This is a genomic window from Ligilactobacillus ruminis ATCC 27782 (assembly GCF_000224985.1).
GTDB classification, from domain to species: domain Bacteria; phylum Bacillota; class Bacilli; order Lactobacillales; family Lactobacillaceae; genus Ligilactobacillus; species Ligilactobacillus ruminis.
Map to the genome: position 1 here is coordinate 1,767,264 of NC_015975.1, position 23,581 is coordinate 1,790,844.

General features: G+C 44.5%; 23 protein-coding genes and 1 riboswitch. Of the genes, 3 read left to right on the forward strand and 20 right to left on the reverse strand.

What is annotated here, in order from left to right; genetic code table 11:
- From dltB to LRC_RS08920, 12 genes are all read right to left on the reverse strand, one after another.
- Positions 1-1,197 carry a D-alanyl-lipoteichoic acid biosynthesis protein DltB gene (gene dltB, locus LRC_RS08870; RefSeq protein WP_014074098.1) on the reverse strand — a complete coding sequence of 399 codons (1,197 nt, stop codon included), beginning with the start codon at positions 1,195-1,197 and terminating at the stop codon, positions 1-3.
- Positions 1,197-2,717: a D-alanine--poly(phosphoribitol) ligase subunit DltA gene (gene dltA, locus LRC_RS08875; RefSeq protein WP_014074099.1), complete on the reverse strand. Its 1,521-nt coding sequence runs from the start codon at positions 2,715-2,717 to the stop codon at positions 1,197-1,199. The genes dltB and dltA overlap by 1 nt, the downstream gene beginning before the upstream one ends.
- Positions 2,718-2,728: 11 nt before the next feature.
- Positions 2,729-2,878 (reverse strand): teichoic acid D-Ala incorporation-associated protein DltX, encoded by a 150-nt coding sequence (locus LRC_RS08880; protein ID WP_003692063.1) that lies wholly within the window; start codon positions 2,876-2,878, stop codon positions 2,729-2,731.
- 158 nt (positions 2,879-3,036) lie between these two features.
- The gene (locus LRC_RS08885) at positions 3,037-4,398 is read right to left on the reverse strand and encodes an aldehyde dehydrogenase family protein (RefSeq protein ID WP_014074100.1); all 1,362 of its coding nucleotides are present in this window, start codon (positions 4,396-4,398) and stop codon (positions 3,037-3,039) included.
- A 4-nt stretch (positions 4,399-4,402) separates the two neighbouring features.
- Positions 4,403-5,680 carry an aspartate aminotransferase family protein gene (locus tag LRC_RS08890; protein WP_014074101.1) on the reverse strand — a complete coding sequence of 426 codons (1,278 nt, stop codon included), beginning with the start codon at positions 5,678-5,680 and terminating at the stop codon, positions 4,403-4,405.
- A 34-nt stretch (positions 5,681-5,714) separates the two neighbouring features.
- Positions 5,715-6,446 (reverse strand): amino acid ABC transporter ATP-binding protein, encoded by a 732-nt coding sequence (locus tag LRC_RS08895; RefSeq protein ID WP_041820142.1) that lies wholly within the window; start codon positions 6,444-6,446, stop codon positions 5,715-5,717.
- Between the two features lie 20 nt (positions 6,447-6,466).
- The gene (locus LRC_RS08900) at positions 6,467-7,156 is read right to left on the reverse strand and encodes an amino acid ABC transporter permease (protein WP_014074103.1); all 690 of its coding nucleotides are present in this window, start codon (positions 7,154-7,156) and stop codon (positions 6,467-6,469) included.
- A gap of 32 nt (positions 7,157-7,188) precedes the next feature.
- Positions 7,189-8,010: a transporter substrate-binding domain-containing protein gene (locus tag LRC_RS08905; protein WP_014074104.1), complete on the reverse strand. Its 822-nt coding sequence runs from the start codon at positions 8,008-8,010 to the stop codon at positions 7,189-7,191.
- 404 nt (positions 8,011-8,414) lie between these two features.
- Positions 8,415-9,353, reverse strand: a complete 939-nt coding sequence (gene hisC / locus LRC_RS08910) for a histidinol-phosphate transaminase (protein WP_338034080.1) — start codon at positions 9,351-9,353, stop codon at positions 8,415-8,417.
- Entirely contained in the window at positions 9,337-9,534 is a 198-nt protein-coding gene (locus LRC_RS12210) for a hypothetical protein (RefSeq protein ID WP_338034081.1), read from the reverse strand. Before LRC_RS12210 ends, hisC begins: the two co-directional genes overlap by 17 nt.
- A 41-nt stretch (positions 9,535-9,575) precedes the next feature.
- Positions 9,576-10,412: a dimethylarginine dimethylaminohydrolase family protein gene (locus LRC_RS08915; RefSeq protein ID WP_041820145.1), complete on the reverse strand. Its 837-nt coding sequence runs from the start codon at positions 10,410-10,412 to the stop codon at positions 9,576-9,578.
- 14 nt (positions 10,413-10,426) lie between these two features.
- A complete protein-coding gene (locus LRC_RS08920; protein ID WP_241531278.1) occupies positions 10,427-12,031 on the reverse strand; it encodes a M20/M25/M40 family metallo-hydrolase in 1,605 nt (534 codons plus the stop codon).
- Positions 12,032-12,268: 237 nt separating this feature from the next.
- On the opposite strand from LRC_RS08920, the gene LRC_RS08925 reads away from it, so the two are divergent.
- A complete protein-coding gene (locus tag LRC_RS08925) occupies positions 12,269-13,249 on the forward strand; it encodes an NAD(P)-dependent oxidoreductase (RefSeq protein ID WP_014074107.1) in 981 nt (326 codons plus the stop codon).
- Between the two features lie 137 nt (positions 13,250-13,386).
- A complete protein-coding gene (locus LRC_RS08930; protein WP_014074108.1) occupies positions 13,387-15,000 on the forward strand; it encodes an APC family permease in 1,614 nt (537 codons plus the stop codon).
- 339 nt (positions 15,001-15,339) lie between these two features.
- Here the strand turns inward: LRC_RS08930 and LRC_RS08935 are convergent, their stop codons facing one another.
- The 8 genes from LRC_RS08935 to LRC_RS08970 form a co-directional block, all read right to left on the reverse strand.
- Complete coding sequence (locus LRC_RS08935; RefSeq protein WP_014074110.1) at positions 15,340-15,792, reverse strand: ASCH domain-containing protein; 453 nt, start codon at positions 15,790-15,792, stop codon at positions 15,340-15,342.
- A gap of 159 nt (positions 15,793-15,951) precedes the next feature.
- The gene (locus LRC_RS08940; RefSeq protein ID WP_014074111.1) at positions 15,952-17,070 is read right to left on the reverse strand and encodes a 5-methyltetrahydropteroyltriglutamate--homocysteine S-methyltransferase; all 1,119 of its coding nucleotides are present in this window, start codon (positions 17,068-17,070) and stop codon (positions 15,952-15,954) included.
- Positions 17,071-17,406: 336 nt separating this feature from the next.
- Positions 17,407-18,066 (reverse strand): energy-coupling factor transporter transmembrane component T family protein, encoded by a 660-nt coding sequence (locus LRC_RS08945; protein ID WP_014074112.1) that lies wholly within the window; start codon positions 18,064-18,066, stop codon positions 17,407-17,409.
- Positions 18,063-19,457: an ATP-binding cassette domain-containing protein gene (locus LRC_RS08950; RefSeq protein ID WP_014074113.1), complete on the reverse strand. Its 1,395-nt coding sequence runs from the start codon at positions 19,455-19,457 to the stop codon at positions 18,063-18,065. Before LRC_RS08950 ends, LRC_RS08945 begins: the two co-directional genes overlap by 4 nt.
- Positions 19,454-20,023 carry an ECF transporter S component gene (locus LRC_RS08955; protein ID WP_039121326.1) on the reverse strand — a complete coding sequence of 190 codons (570 nt, stop codon included), beginning with the start codon at positions 20,021-20,023 and terminating at the stop codon, positions 19,454-19,456. The genes LRC_RS08950 and LRC_RS08955 overlap by 4 nt, the downstream gene beginning before the upstream one ends.
- A gap of 99 nt (positions 20,024-20,122) precedes the next feature.
- Positions 20,123-20,211: riboswitch (TPP riboswitch) on the reverse strand.
- Between the two features lie 108 nt (positions 20,212-20,319).
- Positions 20,320-21,060 (reverse strand): ABC transporter permease, encoded by a 741-nt coding sequence (locus LRC_RS08960; protein WP_014074115.1) that lies wholly within the window; start codon positions 21,058-21,060, stop codon positions 20,320-20,322.
- A gap of 3 nt (positions 21,061-21,063) precedes the next feature.
- On the reverse strand, positions 21,064-21,936 hold the full coding sequence (locus tag LRC_RS08965) for an ABC transporter ATP-binding protein (RefSeq protein WP_014074116.1): 873 nt from the start codon (positions 21,934-21,936) through the stop codon (positions 21,064-21,066).
- The gene (locus LRC_RS08970) at positions 21,914-22,462 is read right to left on the reverse strand and encodes a SagB/ThcOx family dehydrogenase (protein ID WP_014074117.1); all 549 of its coding nucleotides are present in this window, start codon (positions 22,460-22,462) and stop codon (positions 21,914-21,916) included. Before LRC_RS08970 ends, LRC_RS08965 begins: the two co-directional genes overlap by 23 nt.
- Positions 22,463-22,948: 486 nt before the next feature.
- Here LRC_RS08970 and LRC_RS08975 point away from each other — a divergent pair, with 486 nt between their 5' ends.
- Positions 22,949-23,497: a TetR/AcrR family transcriptional regulator gene (locus tag LRC_RS08975; protein ID WP_014074118.1), complete on the forward strand. Its 549-nt coding sequence runs from the start codon at positions 22,949-22,951 to the stop codon at positions 23,495-23,497.
- The last annotated feature ends 84 nt before the right edge of the window (positions 23,498-23,581 follow it).

Here is a 23,581-nt window from a genome sequence, read left to right on the forward strand (position 1 = left end):
TTATTTAGCAAAAAACAACGTATCCAAAAAACCTGAGAATATCAAAAATGAGAAGCAAACGACGTTGAACGTCACGAAAATTGCCAAACATTCCGTAAATTTGTTATGCGGAAGCTTGTCTTTGTGTTTCTTCTTGAACCTGAGCCAGGCATCGCACAAAATAATCGCGCAGGCATGGTACAACCCGTACACGATGTAATACCAGGTCAGTCCGTGCCAGAAGCCCATGATCAAAAACAAGAGCAGATATCCGACTGATGCGATGTGAACTCGATTCTTCATCAGCTTGTTCTTCATGATGAAAAAGACGAAACGCATGTAGATATAATCTCTGAACCAAAATGAAAGCGACATGTGCCATCTGTTCCAAAATTCCTTGATGTTCTTTGAGATAAACGGCTTGTTGAAGTTCACCGGTGTTTCAACGCCCATGATGTAGCTGATGCCGACCGCAAACAGACTGTAGCCCGCAAAGTCAAAGAACAGGTCCATTGCGTAAACGTACATATAGGCGACAAGCCACCAGGAGATTCCGCCATGTCCAAGCGCATATTTGCTGACAACGGGCAGAATCAGCGTTCCGAAGGCATAAGCCAGGATGAACTTGTAGAAAAATCCCAAAAAGATGTTCCAGACGCCCTTGCCCAGAAGTTCCAGATATTTTTCTCTTGAAGGAACCTTTTCATAGTCCTTTCTGAATCGTCTGTACCTGTCAATCGGCCCTGACGAAATCGTCGGAAAGAACAACAGAAAATGTAGCACGTGATACCACTTTAATTCCTTGATCATTCCGTCACGCGTTTCCATCACCGTTCCAACGACCTTAAACGTCAAGTAGCTGATGCCCAAAAATCCCAAAATGGAAGGCTTGCCGGTAACAAAAGGCGTCAGTTTAAAAATCAAAAGCGGAGCAATTGCCAAAACAACTGCCAAAACAAAAACGTATCCTGAGTTTTGTTTCTTTCGATAGGCATGATATCCGCAGACCAACAGCGTTTCAAAAATAACGTATCCCAACAGGGCCAAGCCCTCATTCAGCTTGACGCCGCCAAACGTCAACAGCAAGAAAGCAAATGAAACAATCATTTCATATACTTTAAACCGCTTGCCATAGAGCAGCCCGATTGCAAGCGGCAAAAGTGCAACTGCCAACAGAACGAAGTAGGTTGGATTCTGATACGGCTGCAGATTGATCATCAGCGATTAACCTCCTTAATCAAGGATTTGCGATCGACCTTGCCGTTTTGGGTCAACGGCAGCGTCTCGACATAAACGAAACGTTGCGGCATCATGTAAGGCATCATCGTTTCTTTGAGCTCTTCCTTGATTGCCTGAGTCATCTTAAATTCATTTTCAAACTCTGCATTTTTCAAAACGACATATGCAATCAGCTGGCTCACCTTATGATTTCCGTCATAACGCGGAACGGTTGCGGCACGTTCAACCAGACTTACGTGCGACAGGCATTGATCGACGTCTTCAAGTTCGATGCGGTAGCCGTGAAGCTTGACTTGAAAATCCAAACGACCCATATACATCAATTGACCGTTTGAATCAAAACGTCCAAGATCACCCGTTCGATATGCACGTTTGCCTTCATATTCAAAGAATGCCTGATTAGTTTTTTCAGGATTGTTCAAATAGCCCTTTGAAACGCCGGCACCGACGATCGTGATTTCCCCGGCCTTTCCCGCTTCAGCTTCATTGCCGTTTTCATCCAGCAAAATGATTTTTGCGTCTTCCTTGCAGACACCAATCGGCAGACGCTGATAGTTTTCCAAAACTTCATCCGTAATTTCCGTTTGAGTAACGGCAACGGTTGCTTCAGTCGGACCATAAGTATTGAAAACTTGAGCGTTCGGGAAACGTTCCCTCAATCTCTGAGCCGTTTGATGCGTCAGCTCTTCACCGCAAAACATGAATCGTTTCAAGTCAGGAAGATGTTTTTCGTCAAATTCCTTTGACAAAAGACAGATATCGGCAAACGAAGGCGTTGAAACCCACGTATTGACTTTCATCTCCGGCAGGCGCGAAAACAGCTGCTTGAAATTATCAGTTGTTTCCTTAGGCAAGACTTCGAGCTTGCCGCCATTTGTCAAAGTCGGATAAAGATCCATCACTGACAGGTCAAACGAGTACGGTGCCTGCGATAAGGCCGTCTGCTCCTTTTCCAGCCCGAAATCCCTGTCCATCCAGTCAACGAAACTTGCCAGATCGTCATGCGCAATCCGGACGCCCTTTGGCTTGCCGGTCGTCCCTGAAGTGAAAATGACGTAAAAGTCATCGTCTCCCTTGACGTAATCTTCTTCGCTAACTGACTTGCCTTCTTCAGCCATGATTTCGTCCAGGCGTTCCCTGGAAATTACAGGAACTTCCCGCCCCGTTTCGGGAAGCTCGCTTAACGCGATGCAGGCTGCAGGCTTTGCGATTTCTTCAATGACTTTGACGCGATCTTCAGATGAATGAACGTCGACCGGAATATAGGCCCGACCGGATTTGACAATGCCTAAAAAGGTTGCGATCATTTGAAAATCCTGACCCCCAAAAACGATCAGCGGAGCCTTTTCTGGCAGATTCGAAGCTTTAAGATATGCTGCCAGGGCATCTGACTTTTCCTTCAATTCCCCGTAAGTATTCGTTCTCCCCAAATAATCATAGGCGATTCGATCGGGATTTTCCGTTGCGATCCGATCGATTCTGCTGATAATGTTTTCCATTGTTCTGCTCCTTAGAATTCGTTGTAAATAAAGTGCGACTGACTCATTCCGCTGTAGTTGTACAGGTAGACAAGCGCAAGCAGAATCAAAAAGTAAAAAATTGTTTTTGAAACGAAAACAACGTACGCATTGTTTCTGATTTTCCGAAATGCTTCTTTCATTGCAGTTCCTCCTACGCTTCTAACGTTTATAACAAAGATTCTAGAGTCAATTTCTTAATAGATTCTGAAACCAATTCTTAAATCAGCCGCCATAGCATAAAAAAACCTTAACATCACTAAGAACGTTAAGGATTTCTTAAGAAAATATTTAAAAGTAATCAGTCGACAACGATTTTTTCGTTTGCAAACTCGAACAACCCGATGTCGCTCATCTCCCTGCCAAATCCAGAGTTCTTAATGCCGCCAAACGGCAATTCCGGATGCGCGCTTGAAGGCTGATTGATGAAAATCTGCCCCGTTTCGATTGCAAGCGCCACTTTTTTGGCACGCTCCGCATCTTTTGAATAGACGGCACCGGCCAGGCCGTGTTCGGAATCATTGGCGATTCTGATTACGTCCGCATCGTCTTTTGCTGCGTAGATTTGAGCAACCGGACCGAAGAATTCGGCATCATAGGCGGGATTTCCTTTTTCGATTTCGCTTAAAATCATCGGCTTGAAGTAGCACCCGCCGGGAATCGCCCCGCCTTCAAGCTCGACTTTTGCTCCATGACTGATTGCTTCATTAACCTGATTTGTCAGCGTCAGCACTGCATCCCTTGAACTGAGCGGGCCAAGGTCTGCGGTTTCATCGAGCGGATTTTTCAATTCAAGCTTGGAAAATTCAGTTTTCAGACCGTCAACGAACTTGTCATAGATGCTTTCTTCGACGATGAACCGCTTTGCAGACGTGCAGACCTGCCCGCAATTTCTGAGTCTGGCCTGGACCGCGTCCTTGACGGCCTTTTCCAAATCGGCATCGTCCAGCACGGCGAAGACGTCGGTTCCTCCAAGTTCCATCGTTGCTTTGATCAGATTCTTACCGGCTTGTTCGGCAATTATCCTGCCGGCCTTTTCCGACCCGGTCAGCGCTACGCCGCAAATGCAAGGATCTTCCATAATATTTGCAGTCTGTTCATGAGTTAAAAAGAGATTCTTGAACGCGCCTTTCGGAAAACCGGCCTCGACCGTCAGTTTTTCGAGCAGATCGGCACATCCGCAAACAATGCCTGCGTGCTTTAAAATCACTGCATTTCCCAGCAAAAAACACGGCGCCAGCACTCTGATTGCCTGTGAATAGGGAAAATTCCACGGTTCAACGCTCAAAACGATTCCGAGCGCCTGATGATAAAGCCTGGCTTTTTTGCCGTTTCCGTATTCATAAGTCTTCGGCCGCATCAACTCGATGCCCTTTGTTCCGTAATATCGCAAAATACCGGTACAAAGTCCGACTTCTCCGCGACCTTCACGCAAAAGCTTGCCCATGTTTTCGGCAGCTTCGCGTGCCAGTTCTTCGACGTTTTCGTCCATGACGTCGGCAAGTTTCAATAAAAGCTTTGCCCGTTTTGCGACTGATACGCTTTTTTGGCTTTCGTAAAATGCAGATCCCGCTTCCAGCGCCTGCTTGACCTCTTGATCGGTTGCCGTCGGAAAATCGCGGACAATCTCTCCGGTCGCCGGATTGATTGCAGTATAGCTCATGTTTTCACCCCTCGATTTCTTTCAAACATTCATCAATAATCCCAATTGCCTGTTCAATCTCTTCTTTAGTTGCGGTCAAAGGCGGAATCAGCCGAATCACGTTGTGGAAAGTCCCGCAATTGAGCAGAATCAGTCCCTTGGAAAGCGCAATCTCTTGAACTTTTGAAACGATTTTTGGCAACGGCTTGCCGTCTTTTCTGAATTCAACGCCGTTCATCATGCCGATTCCGCGAATGCTTGAGATGACGTTTGAATGTGTTACCTTCAAATCTTCAAGCCTTTCTCTGATGAATGCGCCCTTTTTTCGAACGTCTTCCAAAAAATCTTCATCAATGACGTCAAGGACTGCACATCCCGCCGCACAAGCCAACGGATTGCCGCCAAAAGTTCCGCCATGCGATCCTGCAAGCCATTTATCCATGTATTCGGTTTTTCCGATGACGGCACTGAGCGGGATCCCGTTTGCAATTGCTTTGGCAGACGTGAAAATGTCCGGCTGAACGCCATAATAGTCTTTGGCAAAAAGATAACCCGTTCTGCCGTAGCCGGACTGAACCTCGTCAAAAATCAGCAAAATACCGTGCTCATCGCAGATTTTACGCAATTCTGCGATAAAACGCTTCGGTGCCGGCAAGTATCCGCCTTCGCCCTGAACCGGTTCGATCACCATGCAGGCGACTCTTTCAGGCAAAATCAGATTCGTAAAAATTTTATGTACGGAATTTAAACACCGCTCAATTTCTTCTTGTTCCGTCAAATCCGTATTCCAAACATCAGGAAAATCAGCGTGATAAACCTGCGGCAGCTCCGGTTCGTAATTTTCTCGATATAATGCGCTTGAAGCCGTCATCGAAGCACAAAGCAGCGTCCGCCCGTGAAACGAGCCGTTAAACGCGATTATCCCCGGTCGTCCCGTCGCTTTGAGCGCCAGTTTGACTGCGCCTTCGTTTGCTTCTGCACCGCTGTTTGAAAAATAGACTTTGTACTCGCCGGGTTTTCCGACTCTTGCAACGAGCTTTTCTGCAAGCTCCACGTATTTTGGATAATACACGACGTTGTGTCCGCCGTGAACCAGCTCATGCAGCTGCTTTTCGACTGCTTCGACGACTTTTGGATGATTATGTCCGCAATTGACGACTGCAACCCCTGACGCAAAGTCCAAATATTTTTTGCCGCTTTCGTCAATCAGCCATGATCCTTGTCCGGAAACTGCTCCGATTTTCGTCGCACGACCGGCGACCGGCGGAAAAACTTTGAGCGACCTTTCATATAAACTTTCCATTTTAATCCATCCTTTACTCGATACTTTTGCATTTTTACATGACCTTCGACAAAAATTCGCGCGTCCGCTTGTTTTCAGACTTGTAAAAGATATAGTCGGCATCTCCGACATCAGCAATTCTGCCTTGATCCATAAACAACACCTTGTCTGCCACATCCCTTGCAAACGACATTTCATGCGTGACGATGATCATCGTCATCCCGCTTTTGGCGAGTCTTCGCATGACGTCCAAAACGTCACCGACCATTTCGGGATCAAGAGCGCTCGTCGGTTCGTCAAACAGCATGACTTCAGGTTTCATCGCAAGCGCCCTTGCAATCGCAACGCGCTGCTGCTGCCCGCCAGAAAGCGACTGCGGGTAAGCATCGGCCTTATCGTCCAGCCCGACCTGTCTTAACAGCTCATGCGCATATCTTTCCGCTTCCTTTGGCTCTGAAACCTTCAGCTTGACGGGTGCAAACGTAATGTTTTCAAGCACCGTCATGTTCGGAAACAAATTGAACTGTTGGAAGACCATTCCCATCTTGCGCCGCAAAACCTGCAGTTCCTTTGAGCTGACGCTGACGATGTTTTTCCCTTCAAATTCGATTTCTCCTTCACACTCTTCCAACCGATTCAAACAGCGCAGCAAAGTGCTTTTGCCGCCGCCTGACGGTCCGATCAAAACGACTTTTTCTTTTGGGTAGACTTTGAATTCGATATTTTTTAAAACAGAATTTGACCCGTACGATTTCTTTAATCCGACAACATTGATCAAAGGTTCCATCTTATCCACACCTTTCCAAATCAAACGATTCCGTTGCTGTACTTCTTGCCCATTTTCTTTTCAAGAACGCTGACGCCTTGCGACAAAAGGAACGTCAAGATGAAGTAGATGATTGCGGCAACGATCAAAGGCGGCACGAAATCATAAAGCGTTCCGCCGATTCCGAGCGCTTGAGCCGTCAAATCCTGAACCCCGATGTAAAAAAGCACCGAGGATTCCTTGATCAGCGAAATGAATTCATTGCACAGAGCAGGCAAAACGTTTCTGACGGCTTGCGGCAAAACGATGCTCGTCATCGTCGTCAATTCATCCAAGCCCAAACTAAGTCCGGCCTCGGTTTGACCTTTTGGGACGGAAATGATTCCGGAACGAAAAATTTCGGCGGTATAGGCTCCGGAATTTATTCCCAAAGCAATCGATCCTGGAATAATGCGCGCAATGCTTGAGCCAAGAATCGAAACGTCCGGCAGTTCCAACAGTTTCGAAAGCGAATAGTAGATCAGCATCACCTGAATCATCGCGGGCGTCCCGCGCACGATCGACACGTAGCAGCGCGCGAGCCATGAGAGAACCTTAAAATCAGACATCCGCATCGAAACGACGATCAATCCGAGCAAAATTCCGATTGCAACGCCGATCAGCGATATTATTACCGTTTGTGCCGTTCCGCAGAAGAACAGCGGGTAGTACTTGCTTAAAAAATCAAACATAACCTTCACTCCAGACAGTCAAATCAACGTTTTTACTTATTTTCTGCTTGAATCTTCTGAGCTTTTTTGAACATCTTGTCAAGCTGACCCGACTTTTCAAGTTTAGTCAAAACTTTGTCTATGCGTTTTTTCAAGTCCTTGTCATCTTTGCGAATGCCAATGTCGATATTTTTGTTTTCTTCAGGAGTAACGAGCTTGACTTTGGCAACAGCATACTTGTCAGGATATGTCGCCAGATAGTTGTCGGCAATCGCCTTTTCGCAAACAACGCCTGAAAGCTTGCCTTCCTTGAGTTCCGTCGTCAGACTCGTTAATTGCGACTCTGTTACGAGCTTGCTTGACTTGAGTTGTTTTCTAGCAATAGCTTCTTGAGTCGTGCTTTGCTGAACGCCGATCTGCTTGCCGGCAAGACTTGCCTTTGTCGGAAAATTCTTGGCATCCTTTTTTTGAACCAAGACAACGTTATACACTTTGTAGTACGGCTTGGAAAATGCAATTACCTTGCGACGTTCCGGCGTCGAAACCATCCCGGCCATGATCAGGTCGATTTTCTTGTTTTTGAGTTCCGAAATCAGAGACGGAAATTCCGTATTGACGATTTTCAGCTTAACGCCCATGTCGTCTGCGATTTTTTGAGCAACCATCATGTCATAACCAACTATTTCCTTCTTGCCGTCTTTTACGATTGGAAATTCGAACGGTGCATAATCAGCACTTGTTCCGACAACCAAGGTTCCCTTGTCCTTGATCGTGTCAACTGCGCCCGTTTTCTTTGAACCGCAGCCGCTTATCAGAAAAATCGCTGCACCAACCGCTGCGAGCGAATAAAAGATTTTTGCTAATCTGTTCTTCATAATTCATCAACCTGCCCTTTCTTTGCGTAACCTTTTGTGACATTCAGGATATCCTTTATTTGCAAGCTTTCTGCTTGCCTATGTTTCAATTAGAAAATCAAAAGTTAATGTAAGTCTACTCTAGGTTGTTTTTAATGTCAAATTTTATAACACGATATTTATTCAAAATAAGCCTTTTATATTCGTTATTCAATGAATATCATTGCATTACTTTTCTTTTTCAAACAAATTGCAAAAATTTCTTTCTTTTATTAATCACAAAAACAACTCAAACAGATTTCAATTGTTACTTTTTGTGACACAACCAGTTCCACTTTGAATATTTTGCTCTGCATTTGACAAAAAAAGTATCTAAAAAAGCAAGAATTTCCAAAAATGAAAATCCTTGCTTTCTGATTCGAATCTCAGCTTCTAACCTTTTCTTCTTCCAAAACATTCCCCAAAACGCGTACCATTTCCGTATTTTCTGATGGTTTTCCGACCGTAATGCGCACGCAGTCTCGATATCCCCAGGCACTGCAGGAACGAATGATGACGCCTTTTGACATCATCTTCTCACAAACGACGTCAGAATCGTGCCCATCCGGCAGCTTAGCAAAAATAAAATTAGAATGCGACGGCACAAATTCCAGCGATAATCCGAGCAGCTCGTTTTCAACGCGATGGCGTTCTGCCGAAATGACTTCCTTGATTTCACGACAGTATTCAACGTCTTTCGTCAAAGCGGCAATTGCGGCAAACAGTCCCGTTCGATTGACACAAAACGGCTCGGTGATGGTGTCGTATCTTCTGATTGCTTCTTTACGCGCAATCACGTAGCCGACGCGAGCTCCGGCCAAGCCGTAAAATTTTGAGAATGTCCGGATGATCGCTACTTTTTTGTGTTTGATCCTCGAAACAAGGTCAGGACGCATCCCATCTTCGATAAAATCAGCATACGCTTCGTCAACCACGATCCAGACATTATCGCCGACTTTGTCAATAAATTCTTCAATCTCAGCAGGATCGTTGATTGCACCGGTCGGGTTGTTGGGGTTGCACAGCCAAATCATCTTGGTTTTTTCGGTAATCGCAGCTTTCATCGCATCAAAATCGTACGAAAAGTCATCTCTGACCGGAACTTCGATTACCTTTGCGCCCATCAGTCTGGAAACTTCGCGGTAAAGCCGATAGGTCGGTCTGGCAATCATCGCTTCATCGTCTTCGTCCAGAAAAAGGCGCGAGACCGTCTCAATGACGTTGCCTGCCCCGCTCCCCAGCGCAACGTTTTCCGGTTCGACCCCGTTTTGTTTTGCGATCGTTTTCGTCAGTTCAAGATAATCATCTTCAGGATAGCGATTCAAAAAAGTTCAAGCTTTCCTGCATCGCCTCTTTTTCATGTGGATATGGCGCAAACGGATTTTCGTTTGAACCCAGTTTGACGACTTTTTCCAAATCATAGCGGCGCAAAACGGACGCTTCCGATTCGCCCGCAACGTACGGCTGACAATCGTCTACCTGTCTGCGAAATCTCAAATCTTCCATTATCTTAATTCCTCCATCGTCTTTTTCAAATGCAGAGCTTTTCAGCCGCGCGCAAGCGGGAACGTCATGCAGTGCGGACCGCCGCCTGCTTTAAGTGTTTCAACGACGTCAAGCTCAATGACGTCCATTCCGTGTTCCCGCAATTTTTGATTGACCTCTTCATTTTGCTTGAGCGAAAGCACGCGGTGATCGCCCAAACTTTCAAGGTTGCAGCCATGATGAAAAATCGCATCCTCAGGAACTTCGATGACTTCAATTTCCAAACGCTTGAGCAAAGCCTTAAAATCATCAGGAAGACCGTCAAGATAAGCAACCGCCAGATTTTCGTCCACCAGATTGAAACACATGTCAAGGTGCAGATACCTTGGATCGGCCGGCACCGGATGAACCTCGTATCCAAGCGGTTCAAGCGCGTTTTTGATCGTCTCAAATCCTTTTTCATCGGTTCTGTCAAGCATGCCGACTGCAATCACGTTTTCTCTTAAGAAGGCAAAATCGCCGCCTTCGAAATAACCGTCTTCCACTTCCGCAATCTTCGGAATGCCCAGTTCCTTCATCTTGTCTTCATAAGCCTTTCGTTCCGGGAAGCGCAGTTCTTTTTTGAAACGTCCCAAAATATAGCCTTCCTTGACGCATCCTCCAAAATCGCGGGCAAAAATCGAATTCGTCATCGAAGCATCAGGCGTCAGCTTTTCGACTTTCACCCCTGCTTCTTCATAAGCATCAAGCACGCGTTGATATTCGGAAGCAAGCAGTTCCGAATTGAGCGGTTCCGGATGAAGCTTTGAAATTTCGTTGATCGGAGCCGCCTTTTTCAAAAAGGTCGGCGGGCACGTCAAAACGCGTTTCAAGGTTGAAGTTCCATCTTTTACATACATTTTCAATTCCTCCATTATTTCCACATCAGTTTGGTATATGTTCTGATTTTTTCAGGCAAAACCCCGTATGAATAAGGTTTATAGACCCGTTCCTTGAACGTATGAGCTCCCTTGCCAAAAACACCAAGATCAACGGCAGGAATCGACAGTTTTCTCATCGTCTCGTATGGCAAAGGATACAAAAAATCTTCCAAAGGGAAGTCGTCTTTCATCCGCTCAAGCTCTTCCGTCGTTTCATCGACCGCGATGTAGCTTGAATCCGACAAGTACGGGAAATATTTTTTCAAGACGTATTCCGGTTCAAAAAACGTTTTCTTTAAAGCACGGTACGCTTTTGAATCCTCAGAAATCGCATTGTGCGGGCAAAACGGCGGAGCAATGAACAAGACGATTTTGGCCCGCCCGTCACCGGCAAGTTCTTCAAGATGATCAAGAAGTTCAAACCCGGCGGTGCGCTTGTCAAATTCAGAGCGTTGCTCCGCAAAACGTTTACATTCTGCTTCAAAGTCCATCCGTTTTTTCATCATTTCGGCATATTCCGCAAAAGTGTAAACGTCGATCGCACGATCATCCTTGTCTTTCGGAAAGCCAAGTCCTGAAAGGTAAGCGGACCTTCTTCTTTTGGCAAGATCAGTCATTTTAAGGCATTCTGCCTTGATTTCTTTTTTAAACGAATCCAACAGTTCGCATGCAGGCTTTTGATAAGTAAACGTATTAAAGTACATGTGCGTCGTTTTGGGAGTCTGCACGTTGTAGAAATCTTTTTGATCTCTGATCATCAAACAGGTCGATGGCAAAATTTCTTCTCCCGGAAATTTTTCGACCAATTCCGGATTGTTGTCGAGCAGACAATTAAGCCGGCTGGCAATCACCGTCGAATTCAGTCCGTCATATGTATTTCCGACATGGGTCTCGATTCCGCGAACATAGACACAGGTCAAAATTTTGCCGGCAGCACCGTAATAGATGTATTTTTGTCTGTCTCCAGGATACTTCGGACTGATAAAATCGGTATTGATCGCAACCGTATATTCAAGTCCTTCTTCATCTTTCAGACGCTCCAGCTCATCAAGCGCGGCAATGACCCCCAGATGATCGTTTTCTTCAACGCAATTTCCCATAAACAAAAGGTTGCCCTCAAGCTCATCCTGATGCTCGGCAAAGTAACGAATATTTGCGATGTTGACCGCATCCCCGCTCTTCATGTCCAATGCTCCGCGTCCGAAAACCCAGTCGCCTGACTTTGCATCGTTTCTGACTCCTTCGTCATCTTCAAAAGATTTGAACCGCTCTGCCAGCACGTCCGGATGAGTCGCATCGCTTTCAAGCGGCCCGAAATCCTTGGTTCCGACGGTATCAAAATGAGAATGGTACAGCACTGTTTTTTGCGTGCCTTTCTTTTTCAAAAACGCAAAGACGTTTTTGCGTCCAAGAGGGTCGTTTGGCAGTTCTTTTGTCCAAACTGCATCCCGGTGTTTTTGAAAGTAAGGAATCCGTCGTAAAATCTCAACGATTTTTTCTGCTTCGTCAACTTCGCCCGACGTTCCGTTGACGCTTTTGGTTTCAACGAGTTCGATTGCAGTTTTTTCGATATATTTTGCTTCATCAAATTCACTCATGAACATCAGCTTCCTCTCTTGGCGAATCATTTGAAACTTTTAATCAAAGTTTACCTTCACTTTGAATTCATGTCAACATTTCTAACATGGACTATCAACCTTGTTACAGAGCGTTTTTTTGAGTGAATATTCAAAAATCGCATACCATCACGTCCAGCATCGTATCTTACAACAGAGATTATTCGCGAAATTTATGTTATATTTTATAACACACTTATTTAAAAGGAGCTGGATCTCATGAAAATCCTCTTTGCCGATTATGAAACGGGCTTGTTGGCCGGCCGCAAACATGAAGAAGAAGTCTTAAAAAAGAATCACCCGGACTGGGAGACCGTCTTTTTTGAATACGATGACAACCAAACGGAATTTTACCGAGTTTTGGAAGACGCCGATGCCTTGGTCACTGCATTTCTCAAAATCGATGATGAAGTCCTGAATCATGCGAAAAAACTTAAAATCATCTCCGTTGATGCCACGGGCTACAACGCAATCGATCTTGATGCCGCCAAGAACCACGGCGTCAGAGTCTGCGCCGTGCGTGATTATTGCTCTGACGATGTGGCAGAATTTGCGATTTCTTTGGCTTGTGCGCTCGTCAAAAACATCAAGACCTACAATTGCCAAATCGATGACCAAAAAATCTGGGACTACTCAAAAGCATCCCCGCAAAAACGCTTGTCGGAACACGTTTTGGGCATTTTCGGACTGGGCAGAATCGGGCAAAAAACGCTCAGGCTCGCACGCGGCTTAGGCATGAAAGTCGTCGCCTACGATCCTTATCTTCCAAAAGAAGTCGCCAAAAATCTTGACGTCAAGCTGCTTTCAAAAGAAGAGACGCTCAAAAAATGCGATCTTTTGATCAATCACATGCGCTTGACCGCTGAAACCAAGAACTTTTTTTCAAGCTCTGAATTTTTCATGATGAAAGAAAAAAAGCCTTATTTCATCAACGTTGCAAGGGGCGAATCAGTTGACGAAAAAGCACTGCTCGAAGCACTTGACAAAGGATTTATCAAAGGGTGCGCCCTGGACGTGCTCCAAAGCGAACATCCGGATCTTGAAAGCTGTCCTTTCGTCGGACGCAAAAACGTGCTTTTAAGCCCCCATGCCGCCTTTTATTCACAAACGTCCATGGTAATGCTTGAAGAAATCGCCTGCCAAAACATCGTCAGTTTCTTTGAAAAAAGACTCGATGACGTCGATTGGTTCGTTGATTAATTTTTTTCATGAAAAATTCAGTGCGAATCTTCGTATTTTCCTATATTACATTTGATTAAATATTCATTGAAAAAATTTTCAATTTGGGCTAATCTAGTATCTGTTGTATTGATTTATTTTTAGGAGGACTTTTTACCATGGATGATATGCAAACGCATGGCAAGTATATTACTTGGCCAATCTTGACATTAATGGCATTTGTTACGGTTATCGGATTCGATGACATCATGTACAATTTTCAAAACCAAGGGATGACGGTGATCACCTCTTGGATCCTGATGCTCTTTTTATATGTTATTCCCTATTCTTTGATGGTCGGCCACTTGGGCAGCGTCTTCAATCAGGAAGGCGGCGGACTCAGTTCCTGGATTCGCGGTACGAAGGGCGAATTCCTGGGATACTTCACCGCCTGGACCTACTGGGCCGCTTCAGTTCCCTATGTTGTCGATTCCGCTAACTCCGTTGTCGTTGGTTTCGGTTGGGCCTTTACCGGTTCAAATAAATTCCAAGACACGATGTCAAATGCCAGTTTCACTTTCTGGACATTCGTTACTTTCGTCATCTTCATTTTCATTCAGCATCATTTAAAGAATTCAATGGAAATCTTAAGCACGATCGGCGGCGGCATGATGTTCATCATGACCATCCTTTTCGTTATTCTGGCTTTCTTCGGTCTGGCCAAATCCGGCGGTCACATGGCAACGCAGCCAATGACGTGGCACACGATCATACCTAAATTTGATCTTAAGTATTGGTCAACGGTCGGAATGCTGATTTATGCCGTCAACGGCTGCGAGCTGATCGCACCGTACGTTACTCAAATGAAGAATCCGCGCCGTGAATTTCCTAAAGCAATGATTGCTTTGTCCGTCATGACTGCTTTCTTGACGATTTTTGGATCTTTTGCGCTCGGAATCTATTTCAATGCTTACCACTTGCCGAACGACTTGAAGATGAACGGTTCTTATTATGCCTTCAGCGCGCTTGGAAAGCAATTCGGCGTCGGCAACCTGTTCATGTACATTTACGCTTGGACGTCCGTCCTTTACATGTGTGCTTTGCTGGCAGTTTTGCTGGATGCGATGACGCGCATGCTGATTTCTGATACCGGTGAAAAATACATGCCGAAGTTTTTGCGCAAAACGAACAAAGACGGGCTTCCAATCAACGGTTACCTGCTGACTTGCGGACTTTCGGCATTCATCATGCTGCTTGGCGTCTTCTTGCCTGAGATGAATGACATCTTCAACTGGCTGCTCAACCTGAACGGCATCATCTCTCCAGGAGTTACCTGCTGGATCTTCTTTGCTTTCATGCAGATTCGTAAAAATTCGAAGAAGTATCCGTCAGAGTACGTCTTCATCAAAAACGACAAGCTTGCTTACCTTGCCGGGCTTTTGCTTTTGCTCGTCACGGCTCTTGCAACCATGCTCGGAATTGCTCCGCAAGACGTCAAAGAGTTCAGCCACACGTGGTGGTACGAATTAATCATCAACATCGTCGCCATTGTTGTCTTAATCGGACTTGGCACAATTTTGCCATCGATCAGGCGGCGTGAAGAAAAATACGGCATTGCCTTTGATAAAAAGCAATGGACCGCAATTTTCGCTCTCATCATCGGCTCAATCATTTTAAACGTCTGGCTCGGAGGAACAAAGATTGCATGGCGCGGACTCATGATCATCATCGAATCCGCCGTTGCGCTTTGCCTGGTCTTCTTGATCGGACGCAGGAAACCTGAATCGAATTAACTTTTGTCCAGTATCTGCAACGTGCGGATGCTGGTTTTTTGTGCAAAAAATATGTCTCGAACAAAAGCCCCAGATGATTTTTAACGAAGACTGGAATTTACGGGCAAAACGACGATTTTTGGGATTTGCCCGTAAATGGCAGCCCTCGGTTGCGGTCAAAGCACACATTTAGCGCCGCATACACAAACAAAGTCCCAGATGATTTGCAGTTAACTGCAAATTTCATCCGTGACTTTTGTTAGAGCCATAGTTTTTTCCCAGTCACATTTCATTTAATTCAAGCGGGAAAAGTACTTTTTCCGTTCTCGCCTGACTTCGGCAGATTTTTTACTTTCATCGTCACCCGATTTTTTCAAACACCTCACAGACGCATGGCGTATCATCGGTTAATTCGAGCCGATATTGTTTAAGCTGCTCACTCAGGAATTCAACATGCACCTTGCGCCAGCTTTCATACGAGCGGTCATCTTCGCCTTCATGCCATGCATGTTCGGCAGAAATCTGCGCAAACGGAATGACTTCGACGACCTTGGTCTGCGTGACGCAAACCGGATTGCCCCGTCCGTCCAGAATAATATTGTACTCACCCGGCCTGGGAATCTCTTCTCCGTCAAGACCGTAAGGCTCATATGCAGAAGTCGTGGCCGTCTTTTTTCCCCGATTGACCAGCTCAGCCAGGTAATTCGCCTGTTTTCCGCCGATGCCAAAAGCCCATGCCTCAACCGGGACATCCTTTTCAATTCCGTGTTCTGCACAAAAATCTTCCCAATATTCTCTGACCTCTTTATCCATTTCAAAATTCCCCTTCTCTGATTTTTACTTCTTCTGACAGAATATCATTTTCCACTGGCTTCTGCCATTAATCTGCTCAGTCAAAGAAAAGATCCGGAGAATTCACCATACCCCGGATCCTTGACTTCAATGACCTTCAGTTTTTCCAGTGACTGAAAATCAGCCCCAGACTTCTTCTGCGATTTTCTTGACCAAAGCAAGTTTTGCCCATTGTTCTTCTTCAGTGAGCTTATTGCCGATTTCGCATGAAGCAAAACCGCATTGAGGACTCAGGCACAGCTTGTCCAATGGATGGTATTGCGCAGCTTCATTGATTCTATTCTTGACTTCTTCTTCATCTTCAAGTTCAGGAGACTTGGTCGTAATCAGACCCAAAACGACTTTCTTGTCTTCTGGAACATACTTGAGCGGTTCGAAATTACCGGAACGTTCATCATCGAATTCCAAATAAAACGCATCAACGTTTTCCTTGGCAAAAAGATACGGTGCAACAGGCGCATAGCCGCCACGACTGGCCCATGTGGAATGATAATTTCCGCGACAAACGTGCGTCGTAATCGTCAGCCCTTCCGGTCGATTCTGAAGCGCAAGATTGTTTACGCGCAGATACTTTTCAGCTTCTGACTCAAACGTGACGCTTGCGTCTTTTTGACGAGCTTCCCAGTACTTCCTGTCACAAAACATGCCCCATGTACAGTCGTCAAATTGGATGTTGCGACATCCGGCATCATAAAGATCTTTGATGACCTGACGATATGCGGCAGCAATGTCTTCAATCAGCTTGTCTTCATCAGGGTAGACCGCAACGGTATCTTTGCCGTTGTCTTCGCGGAAAAGTTCTGCCAACAATTGCGCAGGTGCCGGGAAAGTCTGGCGCGCAACCGTTTTTTCGTCTTCAAACTGTTTTACGAACTTGTAGTGTTCGACGAACGGATGATTTTCGCCCGTAATTTTGCCCGTTACCTTGATTGAACCATGAGTAGTTTCTTCACCATGGAAGAAGTATCCGTGATCCAATTCGATATGCTCAATGCCGCCAAACCCCCACATAAAATCAAGATGCCAGTAGCTGCGACGGAATTCGCCGTCAGTCAGGCCATGAAAACCTGCTGCTTTTTGTTTTTCAACCAATTTTTTGATTTCTTCATTTTCAACTTCAGTCAGCTGTTCTTTCGTGATTTCGTTCTTTGCGAATTTGGCACGAGCTTCTTTAACAGCGGCCGGACGTAAAAAACTTCCCACATAGTCATAACGAAACGGTGATTTTAATTCTGTCATAATAATTTTCCTCCTGATATTTCGATAGCGTCAAAAAAACCCCTGAACAAAGCTTAGCTTCGTTCAGGGGCGAAAGTCATTCGCGGTACCACCCATTTTTTGCCAAAAAGGCCTCAATTCAGCACTGACATGCCTAGGATTATATCGTATCCAAACGGACTGTTGGCTTGCACCGCCAGTCTGACTCAGAGCTCATCTTCAGCTGACGCCGACAATCCCTTCTCACCATGCGGGACTCTCTTCGTGTCGCGTTTCGCCTACTCTTCTCTTCAACGTTATCATCATTTATTAATTGTCCTCATTTTATGCTCATGATTTGCATTTGTCAATAACAAATTACCAGGGCTTGAAAATAATTGCGCATGCCACGTATGAGACAGTCAATATTGAAACCAAAAGCCACTGCCAAACAGGCAGTTCATCTTTTTCATAGCGTGATCTGGAAAAACCTTCCGAAAATCCCTGCGACGTCATCGCTTGTGCCAGGTCACCGGAAAGATTCAGCGAAACGACGATGATCCGCAAATAAAGCGCCGGCTGAAAAAGACGGTATCGCTCCCCTCTGACCAAAGCAGAATACCTGATTCTTTTCCATTGAACTTTGATGGTATGAATCATATTGAACGATGACAGCATCCCATAAACGAACGTTTCTGAAAAATGCAGGTGATCCGCCAAATTAAACAAAATATTTTCGACCGAATTCGGCAAAGTCAGCGTTGCTCCAAGGGTCAGATAAGCAATGATTCTCGTAGCATAGATCCAGGCCATGTGAACCTGATCGTGCGATGCGTAAAAGCGTTGTGAAACGTAGCTGCCAAAAGCAAGCGGCAATGCCACCAGCAGCATGGTCAGCAAAGTTTTGGGCTTGACCTTGCAAAATAAAAGATAAGCCAGACAAACGCTGCTGACGACAACGTTTAAGATCACGCTTTTGATGAACGTCAACGGAATGCCGATGCCAAGCATCAAAATAAAAACTGCTGCCGGATTCATGCGCTCACCTCTTTCAAAATTCCGTTTTCCAAAGAAATTTCATAATCCATGAATGAAACGACTCTTACGCGCTGGTGCGAAATCAACAGCACGCTCAGCTGCAGATTTTTGACCGTTTCTTTCAGCAATGAGCACGAAACTTCAAGCGACTCCTGATCGAGTCCCGCAAAAGGCTCATCAATCAACAGAATCGGCTGAGCCATGATCAGCATGACCAACAGCTGCAGTTTCTTTTGCTGTCCGCCGGAAATCCGATAGACCGAATGTTTCATGATGCCTGTCAAATTCAGAGCTTTGATTGCCTTTTGTATTCTTTCTTCGCTCCAATAATCCTTATGCCGCGTATTTTTCCTTGAAGCCAAAATTTCTTCTTCAACGGTCAGTTTGATGAACTGATCAAGACTGTTTTGAAATGCGCAGCCGACGTTTTTCGCCCATTTTGAGATCTTGATTTTATCTGAATCTTTTTGATCAAACGTTATTTTGCCAGTTTTTTCATGCAGCTTACACAGACAGGCAAAAAGCGTTGATTTGCCGCAGCCGTTTTTTCCGGAGAGAAGTCCGATCTGACCAGTCGGCAGGCAAAAAGAAGAATTGCTGAGCAATTTTCTTTTGGAAACTTCAAAGCCAAGGTCATCCCAGAAAAGTCTTGCGTCATTCTTCGGCATTCCAATTACTTTTGGCTGTTGTTCTCTTGTTTTCAGCTCGTTGACGTCTTTTTCGACAAAGCCTTGTGAACTGAAACGATACCAATGATCGACTATTCCAAAATATCCGCTCGAATCATGATCGGAAATCAGGATCGTCTTTCGTTGTTCTTTTTGCAGTCTTTTCAAATCTTCAAGAAGTTTGCTCCTGTTTTCGGGATCAACGTTTGCAAACGGCTCGTCAAGCAAAATAACTGGGCTTTTAAGCGAATAGACCAATGCCAAAGCAATTCTTTGCTGTTCTCCGCCGGATAATTCCTGCAGATTTCGGTCTTTGAAATCTTCAAGCTCAAAACGCTTCAAAGCATCGTTGATTCGTTCTTCGATTTCCTGATGATCAAGCTGAAGATTTTCCAACGCAAAGACGAATTGTGAAAAGACGGTTTTCATCGCAAATTGACGATTCGGATTTTGAAACAGCATCGCAACTCGTTTGGCACGTTCAAACGGCACGACGGATTCGATCTCTGCATTTTCCAAAAGAACCTTGCCGGATAAGATCTTGCCGCCGTACTGCGGCAAAAGTCCGGCCATCAGCTTGAAAACCGTTGACTTGCCGCAGCCGGACGGTCCGCTGATCAGACTGATCGTGCCTTCGTCGAGCTCATATGAAAAATTTTCCACGATCGGGCCTTCGCAATCATCATACGAAAACGTCACGTCAGCAAGTCTGAGGCTCGTCATTTCTTCAAGACACCAGCCTTGTCAACCATTTTGGCAATCATTGCAACCAAAACGCCGGCAAAAAAGCCGATTGAAATGAAGCGGACGACAAACAGCACCGTCAAGAGCGGCAAATGATATTCCATGTATCCTGACTGGGCAAGATCCCATACAAAAGTGATGATCGTCGTAAACAGCGTCGAAAGGAACAGACTGCGCTTGCCCCAATCGCGATAGCCGGTTGCCGCAAAGCCAAGTTCGCTGCCGATGCCTTGAACAAATCCTGAAATCAAAGTCGAAGCGCCCCAGCTTGAGAACAGCAGCATCTCAACTGCGGCAGCAAGCATTTCGCCGATGACCGACGAGCCGATTTTTTGAATCAAAACACCGGCCAAAGGGCCAGCCATGATCCAGACGCCAAGCGTTGCGTCATTTGCGAACGGTTTGAGCGGAGTTGCGGCCATTGCGTAATATGCGTAGCTCCACACTTGGTAAATAATTCCGAAAAATATTCCGATGACTGCCAAAAAAATGACGTCCTTAAGCGCCCAAGTCTTCTTTTTCTTCTTTGCATCATAGGTTTGCATAAAAAAATCCCCCTTGTCTTTTAAAATAAAAGCAAGGGGGTTGACTTCGACTTTTTTCGACAAATCAGCAATTCAAATAAACGCCAATAAGCGCACCAATTCTTGATCGTCAAAGCTCCCTACGCTGGCACTGTCCAGATCAGGTCAATGGGTATCATCTCAGCCAAACGGCACCCCAGCTTTTATTATTCGGTCCAATTATAGCAAAATGAGAATGAAAAGAAAAGACTTGGTGAAAAAATAAGCCTCACGATAATCACCGGCGCCGGCATCCGACACCCGGAGCCACGCTGGATTCAATGCGTCGCAACTGCATTCCTGCCTGTCAGAAGGATGCCTAACGAAAGTCCGACTATGGCGCAGACTGAGAGACATGATATTTGGAAAAATGCCTGATGAACGGACTGCGTGTGTAAAATCAATGTTCTTCGCATTGCATCCGTTAAATTGTTCATCGGAAGATATTTGGCGGCAACACGTATGATTTTCGGCCAACCATCGGATGGGAAAAGAGTATTTCCGACAAAGAGCATTACCACCATAACTGCATTGCCTATAGTTGAAGCTGTCTTGGTGTTTTTAGCTATTCCTCCAATAATCACCCCTATGGACATCAACGAAATCATTCCCAGGACAATTTCTACTATCATAAGCGAAAAATACCTTGCATCAATGTCAAACTTAGCGTTATATCCCAACCTGGCCACTACCGTAATCAATATGAATTGAATGCTCATGAACAGAACCTGGGCCATACAATCCATAAGAATGAAGCTTCCTATCCGCTGATCAGTTACAATTATGCGCTTGAACACGCCCCGTTCCAAATATCCGGTAATCTGAGACGAAATGCCTACTAACCCCATGGTTCCAAATGCAATTGCCACTATCCCCGGATAAAAATAACCAACTTGAGCTTTATCGGTAGTTCCCATCAGTATCAAAAGAACAATCGGCAGCATCAGCGAGAATATCACTGCCTGCTTGTTGCGAAATTCATTTTTTAAAATATATACCACTATTTTCAATGTCTTCACTTGTCATCCCTCCTCGATGACTCCGCCGGTTATTTCACAATAAGCGTCTGCCAATCCGGGTTTCCTGGAATTGATATTATAAACATTACCACCATATTTACCGACCAAAGTCTCAATCAGGTCATCAACCCGTTCAGTACCTATGCGATAGGTATCGACGTCCAAACGGGAGATTTCCTCACTTTCAGACAATTCATCAATAACATCCCTATCCTTGCAGGAAAAAGTAACATATCCTTTGACATGACTCAGCTTAATCAGCTTCTTCGGGCTATCTACAGCAAAGAGTCTTCCCTTGTCAACAAAACAGACTCGATCACATAGATTCTCCACCTCATCCATATAATGAGAAGTTACAATTACCGTCCCGGTCACTTTCCGAATAAGATTCCACAACATCAATCGAGCATTGGGATCGAGCCCTGTAGTCGGTTCATCCAAAATGAGAATATCCGGCCGATTTAAAACACTCAGCGCCAAAAAAAATCTCTGGCGCTGACCACCAGACAATTCCGTTACCTTCTTGCCCTTTATATCCTCCAGATCAACAATCCTGTCAAGCTCTTCAAAATCATAAGCATTGTGATACATGGATTGAAACATATCAATATTTTCAAAAACAGACAAATTATCAAAATAACCATTGACTTGAAAGAGAATCCCTGTCCTTAAATTCGGAGCGGCAATTATCCGGCCGCTTTCAGGCTGATGTAATCCCTCCAACAAGGACAACAGTGTCGTTTTTCCAGCTCCGTTTGGACCTACAATCCCTAATATCTCTCCTTCACGAACGGAAAAGGTGATGTTTTGCAATGCATATTCTTCATCTCTCCCATACCTGAAGGAAACGTCTTCAACTTTTACTAAATCCGCCATCTTCATTTCCCTTTCCATAAATACCCGGCATTTCATTACCATTATCTCCACATAATCCTAATGCCACTTCACCTATCACGGATTCAGTCATGCCATCAATACCAAGCATTTCATTAATTTCGTCATACTCATATCCACCGATATCACACGTTCCCATTCCATATGAAGTTGACAACAGCGCAATATTTTGTAATAGATGTCCTGATTCAGTGAGTATGAAACGGTAACCACGATTTCCGTACTTATATATAGTTCTACGAAACATTGCTGTTAAGAGAATTGTAATAGGTGCACAATCAATTGACTGATCGCGAATATTAAATTTATTTGTCAAATCATTTTCACTTAAATTTAAAATATACTCTAAACAATTCTCTGTCACGTTATAGTGGTAAACCCCTTTTTTCAAATATTCAACATTATTTGCTACTACATAAACCTTGATAGGATATAGAGCACCCGCTGATGGATACGCCCTGACATCCAGCGTACCATTTTCGACTTTAATTTTATTAGTGACCCACACTATGTAGCATATACTAACTACTTTTCCTAATTAATTCAATTTGGACACTTTGTCTAAGCGCCAAAAGCATTTCCTTGCTAACATACTACATCCCGTTTGTATTCTATACTCTTGTGTCAAAAAAGAATGTATTAATTTAATGCTTTCTTAAATATTTTTCAATGATTTCTTAAATATTTTTCCAGATCACAAATCATAACGATCCATCATATGCAGTGTAAACATATTTTTCAATAGCAATTTGGCGAAATATAACTATTACTTTTAAGTTTTTTGTGTCAATTTCACAAATATATCATTTTTTCTGTATATGATGAATACGTTAAAAAATCATGATATAACTATTAACCAAGGGTGGCCCGAATCTATTAAAGTAAAAGTCAACTAATCTACCGTTTACGATAATAAAATCACCTTTGACGACACTTTTACCATCGGTGTCACAACTGGGTGTATAATGAACTAAAAAGTTTTCAGGAGAAGCACATGAACAAGTCAGTAAAGAAAATCATGGATTCATATTTATATCTTGTGGACCTGCACAACTCGCTTGAAATTTCCGTCAGTGACATAACCAATGTTGCCGGCGTATCAAGAGCCACCTTCTATAATCACTTCAATTCTGTCGGAGATGTTATTTCCTGCATAGAAGAAAGTGTCGATGCAAAGATATTGGAATGCATCAATAACCATCCCAATGGCGTTACCAAAGGGATTGGACTCATTGATGTCATTTCCAATGAGATACTTCCCTTAATCTACGAGAATCGTGAAATTCTGAAAATACTATATACCAGCCCCTTGCAGCCATACTGGATTGATTACTTGAAGGCAAACTACAGCAAATGGGTTTCATCCTTCAAGTCAGAATATGATTGTCGAACTGTTCCATCATACTACGCTGAGAACTTAACCTATCTGTTCTTTTTTTCAATAATCGAACTATGGGTTTCAAAGCCGGTTCCGGAAACACCAGCAGAATTCATGAAAATCTTTCATTCATTGTTTTCCGTTCCAATCAGTCAACTATTGTGACATTAAAGACAGTCACCTCCTGTGTAATTACTGATATGAATGCAAAAAGAGGCCGCCCATTACCGGACGGCCCCGTGATGACCT

Bases quoted from the DNA above. Each gene is read 5' to 3' on its own strand.
- dltB (WP_014074098.1), bottom strand. From the start codon at position 1,197: ATGATCAATCTGCAGCCGTATCAGAATCCAACCTACTTCGTTCTGTTG.
- dltA (WP_014074099.1), bottom strand. From the start codon at position 2,717: ATGGAAAACATTATCAGCAGAATCGATCGGATCGCAACGGAAAATCCC.
- LRC_RS08880 (WP_003692063.1), bottom strand. From the start codon at position 2,878: ATGAAAGAAGCATTTCGGAAAATCAGAAACAATGCGTACGTTGTTTTC.
- LRC_RS08885 (WP_014074100.1), bottom strand. From the start codon at position 4,398: ATGAGCTATACTGCAATCAATCCGGCGACCGGAGAGATTGTCCGCGAT.
- LRC_RS08890 (WP_014074101.1), bottom strand. From the start codon at position 5,680: ATGGAAAGTTTATATGAAAGGTCGCTCAAAGTTTTTCCGCCGGTCGCC.
- LRC_RS08895 (WP_041820142.1), bottom strand. From the start codon at position 6,446: ATGGAACCTTTGATCAATGTTGTCGGATTAAAGAAATCGTACGGGTCA.
- LRC_RS08900 (WP_014074103.1), bottom strand. From the start codon at position 7,156: ATGTTTGATTTTTTAAGCAAGTACTACCCGCTGTTCTTCTGCGGAACG.
- LRC_RS08905 (WP_014074104.1), bottom strand. From the start codon at position 8,010: ATGAAGAACAGATTAGCAAAAATCTTTTATTCGCTCGCAGCGGTTGGT.
- LRC_RS12210 (WP_338034081.1), bottom strand. From the start codon at position 9,534: ATGGAAGATTTGAGATTTCGCAGACAGGTAGACGATTGTCAGCCGTAC.
- LRC_RS08915 (WP_041820145.1), bottom strand. From the start codon at position 10,412: ATGTATGTAAAAGATGGAACTTCAACCTTGAAACGCGTTTTGACGTGC.
- LRC_RS08920 (WP_241531278.1), bottom strand. From the start codon at position 12,031: ATGAGTGAATTTGATGAAGCAAAATATATCGAAAAAACTGCAATCGAA.
- LRC_RS08925 (WP_014074107.1), top strand. From the start codon at position 12,269: ATGAAAATCCTCTTTGCCGATTATGAAACGGGCTTGTTGGCCGGCCGC.
- LRC_RS08930 (WP_014074108.1), top strand. From the start codon at position 13,387: ATGGATGATATGCAAACGCATGGCAAGTATATTACTTGGCCAATCTTG.
- LRC_RS08935 (WP_014074110.1), bottom strand. From the start codon at position 15,792: ATGGATAAAGAGGTCAGAGAATATTGGGAAGATTTTTGTGCAGAACAC.
- LRC_RS08940 (WP_014074111.1), bottom strand. From the start codon at position 17,070: ATGACAGAATTAAAATCACCGTTTCGTTATGACTATGTGGGAAGTTTT.
- LRC_RS08945 (WP_014074112.1), bottom strand. From the start codon at position 18,066: ATGAATCCGGCAGCAGTTTTTATTTTGATGCTTGGCATCGGCATTCCG.
- LRC_RS08950 (WP_014074113.1), bottom strand. From the start codon at position 19,457: ATGACGAGCCTCAGACTTGCTGACGTGACGTTTTCGTATGATGATTGC.
- LRC_RS08955 (WP_039121326.1), bottom strand. From the start codon at position 20,023: ATGCAAACCTATGATGCAAAGAAGAAAAAGAAGACTTGGGCGCTTAAG.
- LRC_RS08965 (WP_014074116.1), bottom strand. From the start codon at position 21,936: ATGGCGGATTTAGTAAAAGTTGAAGACGTTTCCTTCAGGTATGGGAGA.
- LRC_RS08975 (WP_014074118.1), top strand. From the start codon at position 22,949: ATGAACAAGTCAGTAAAGAAAATCATGGATTCATATTTATATCTTGTG.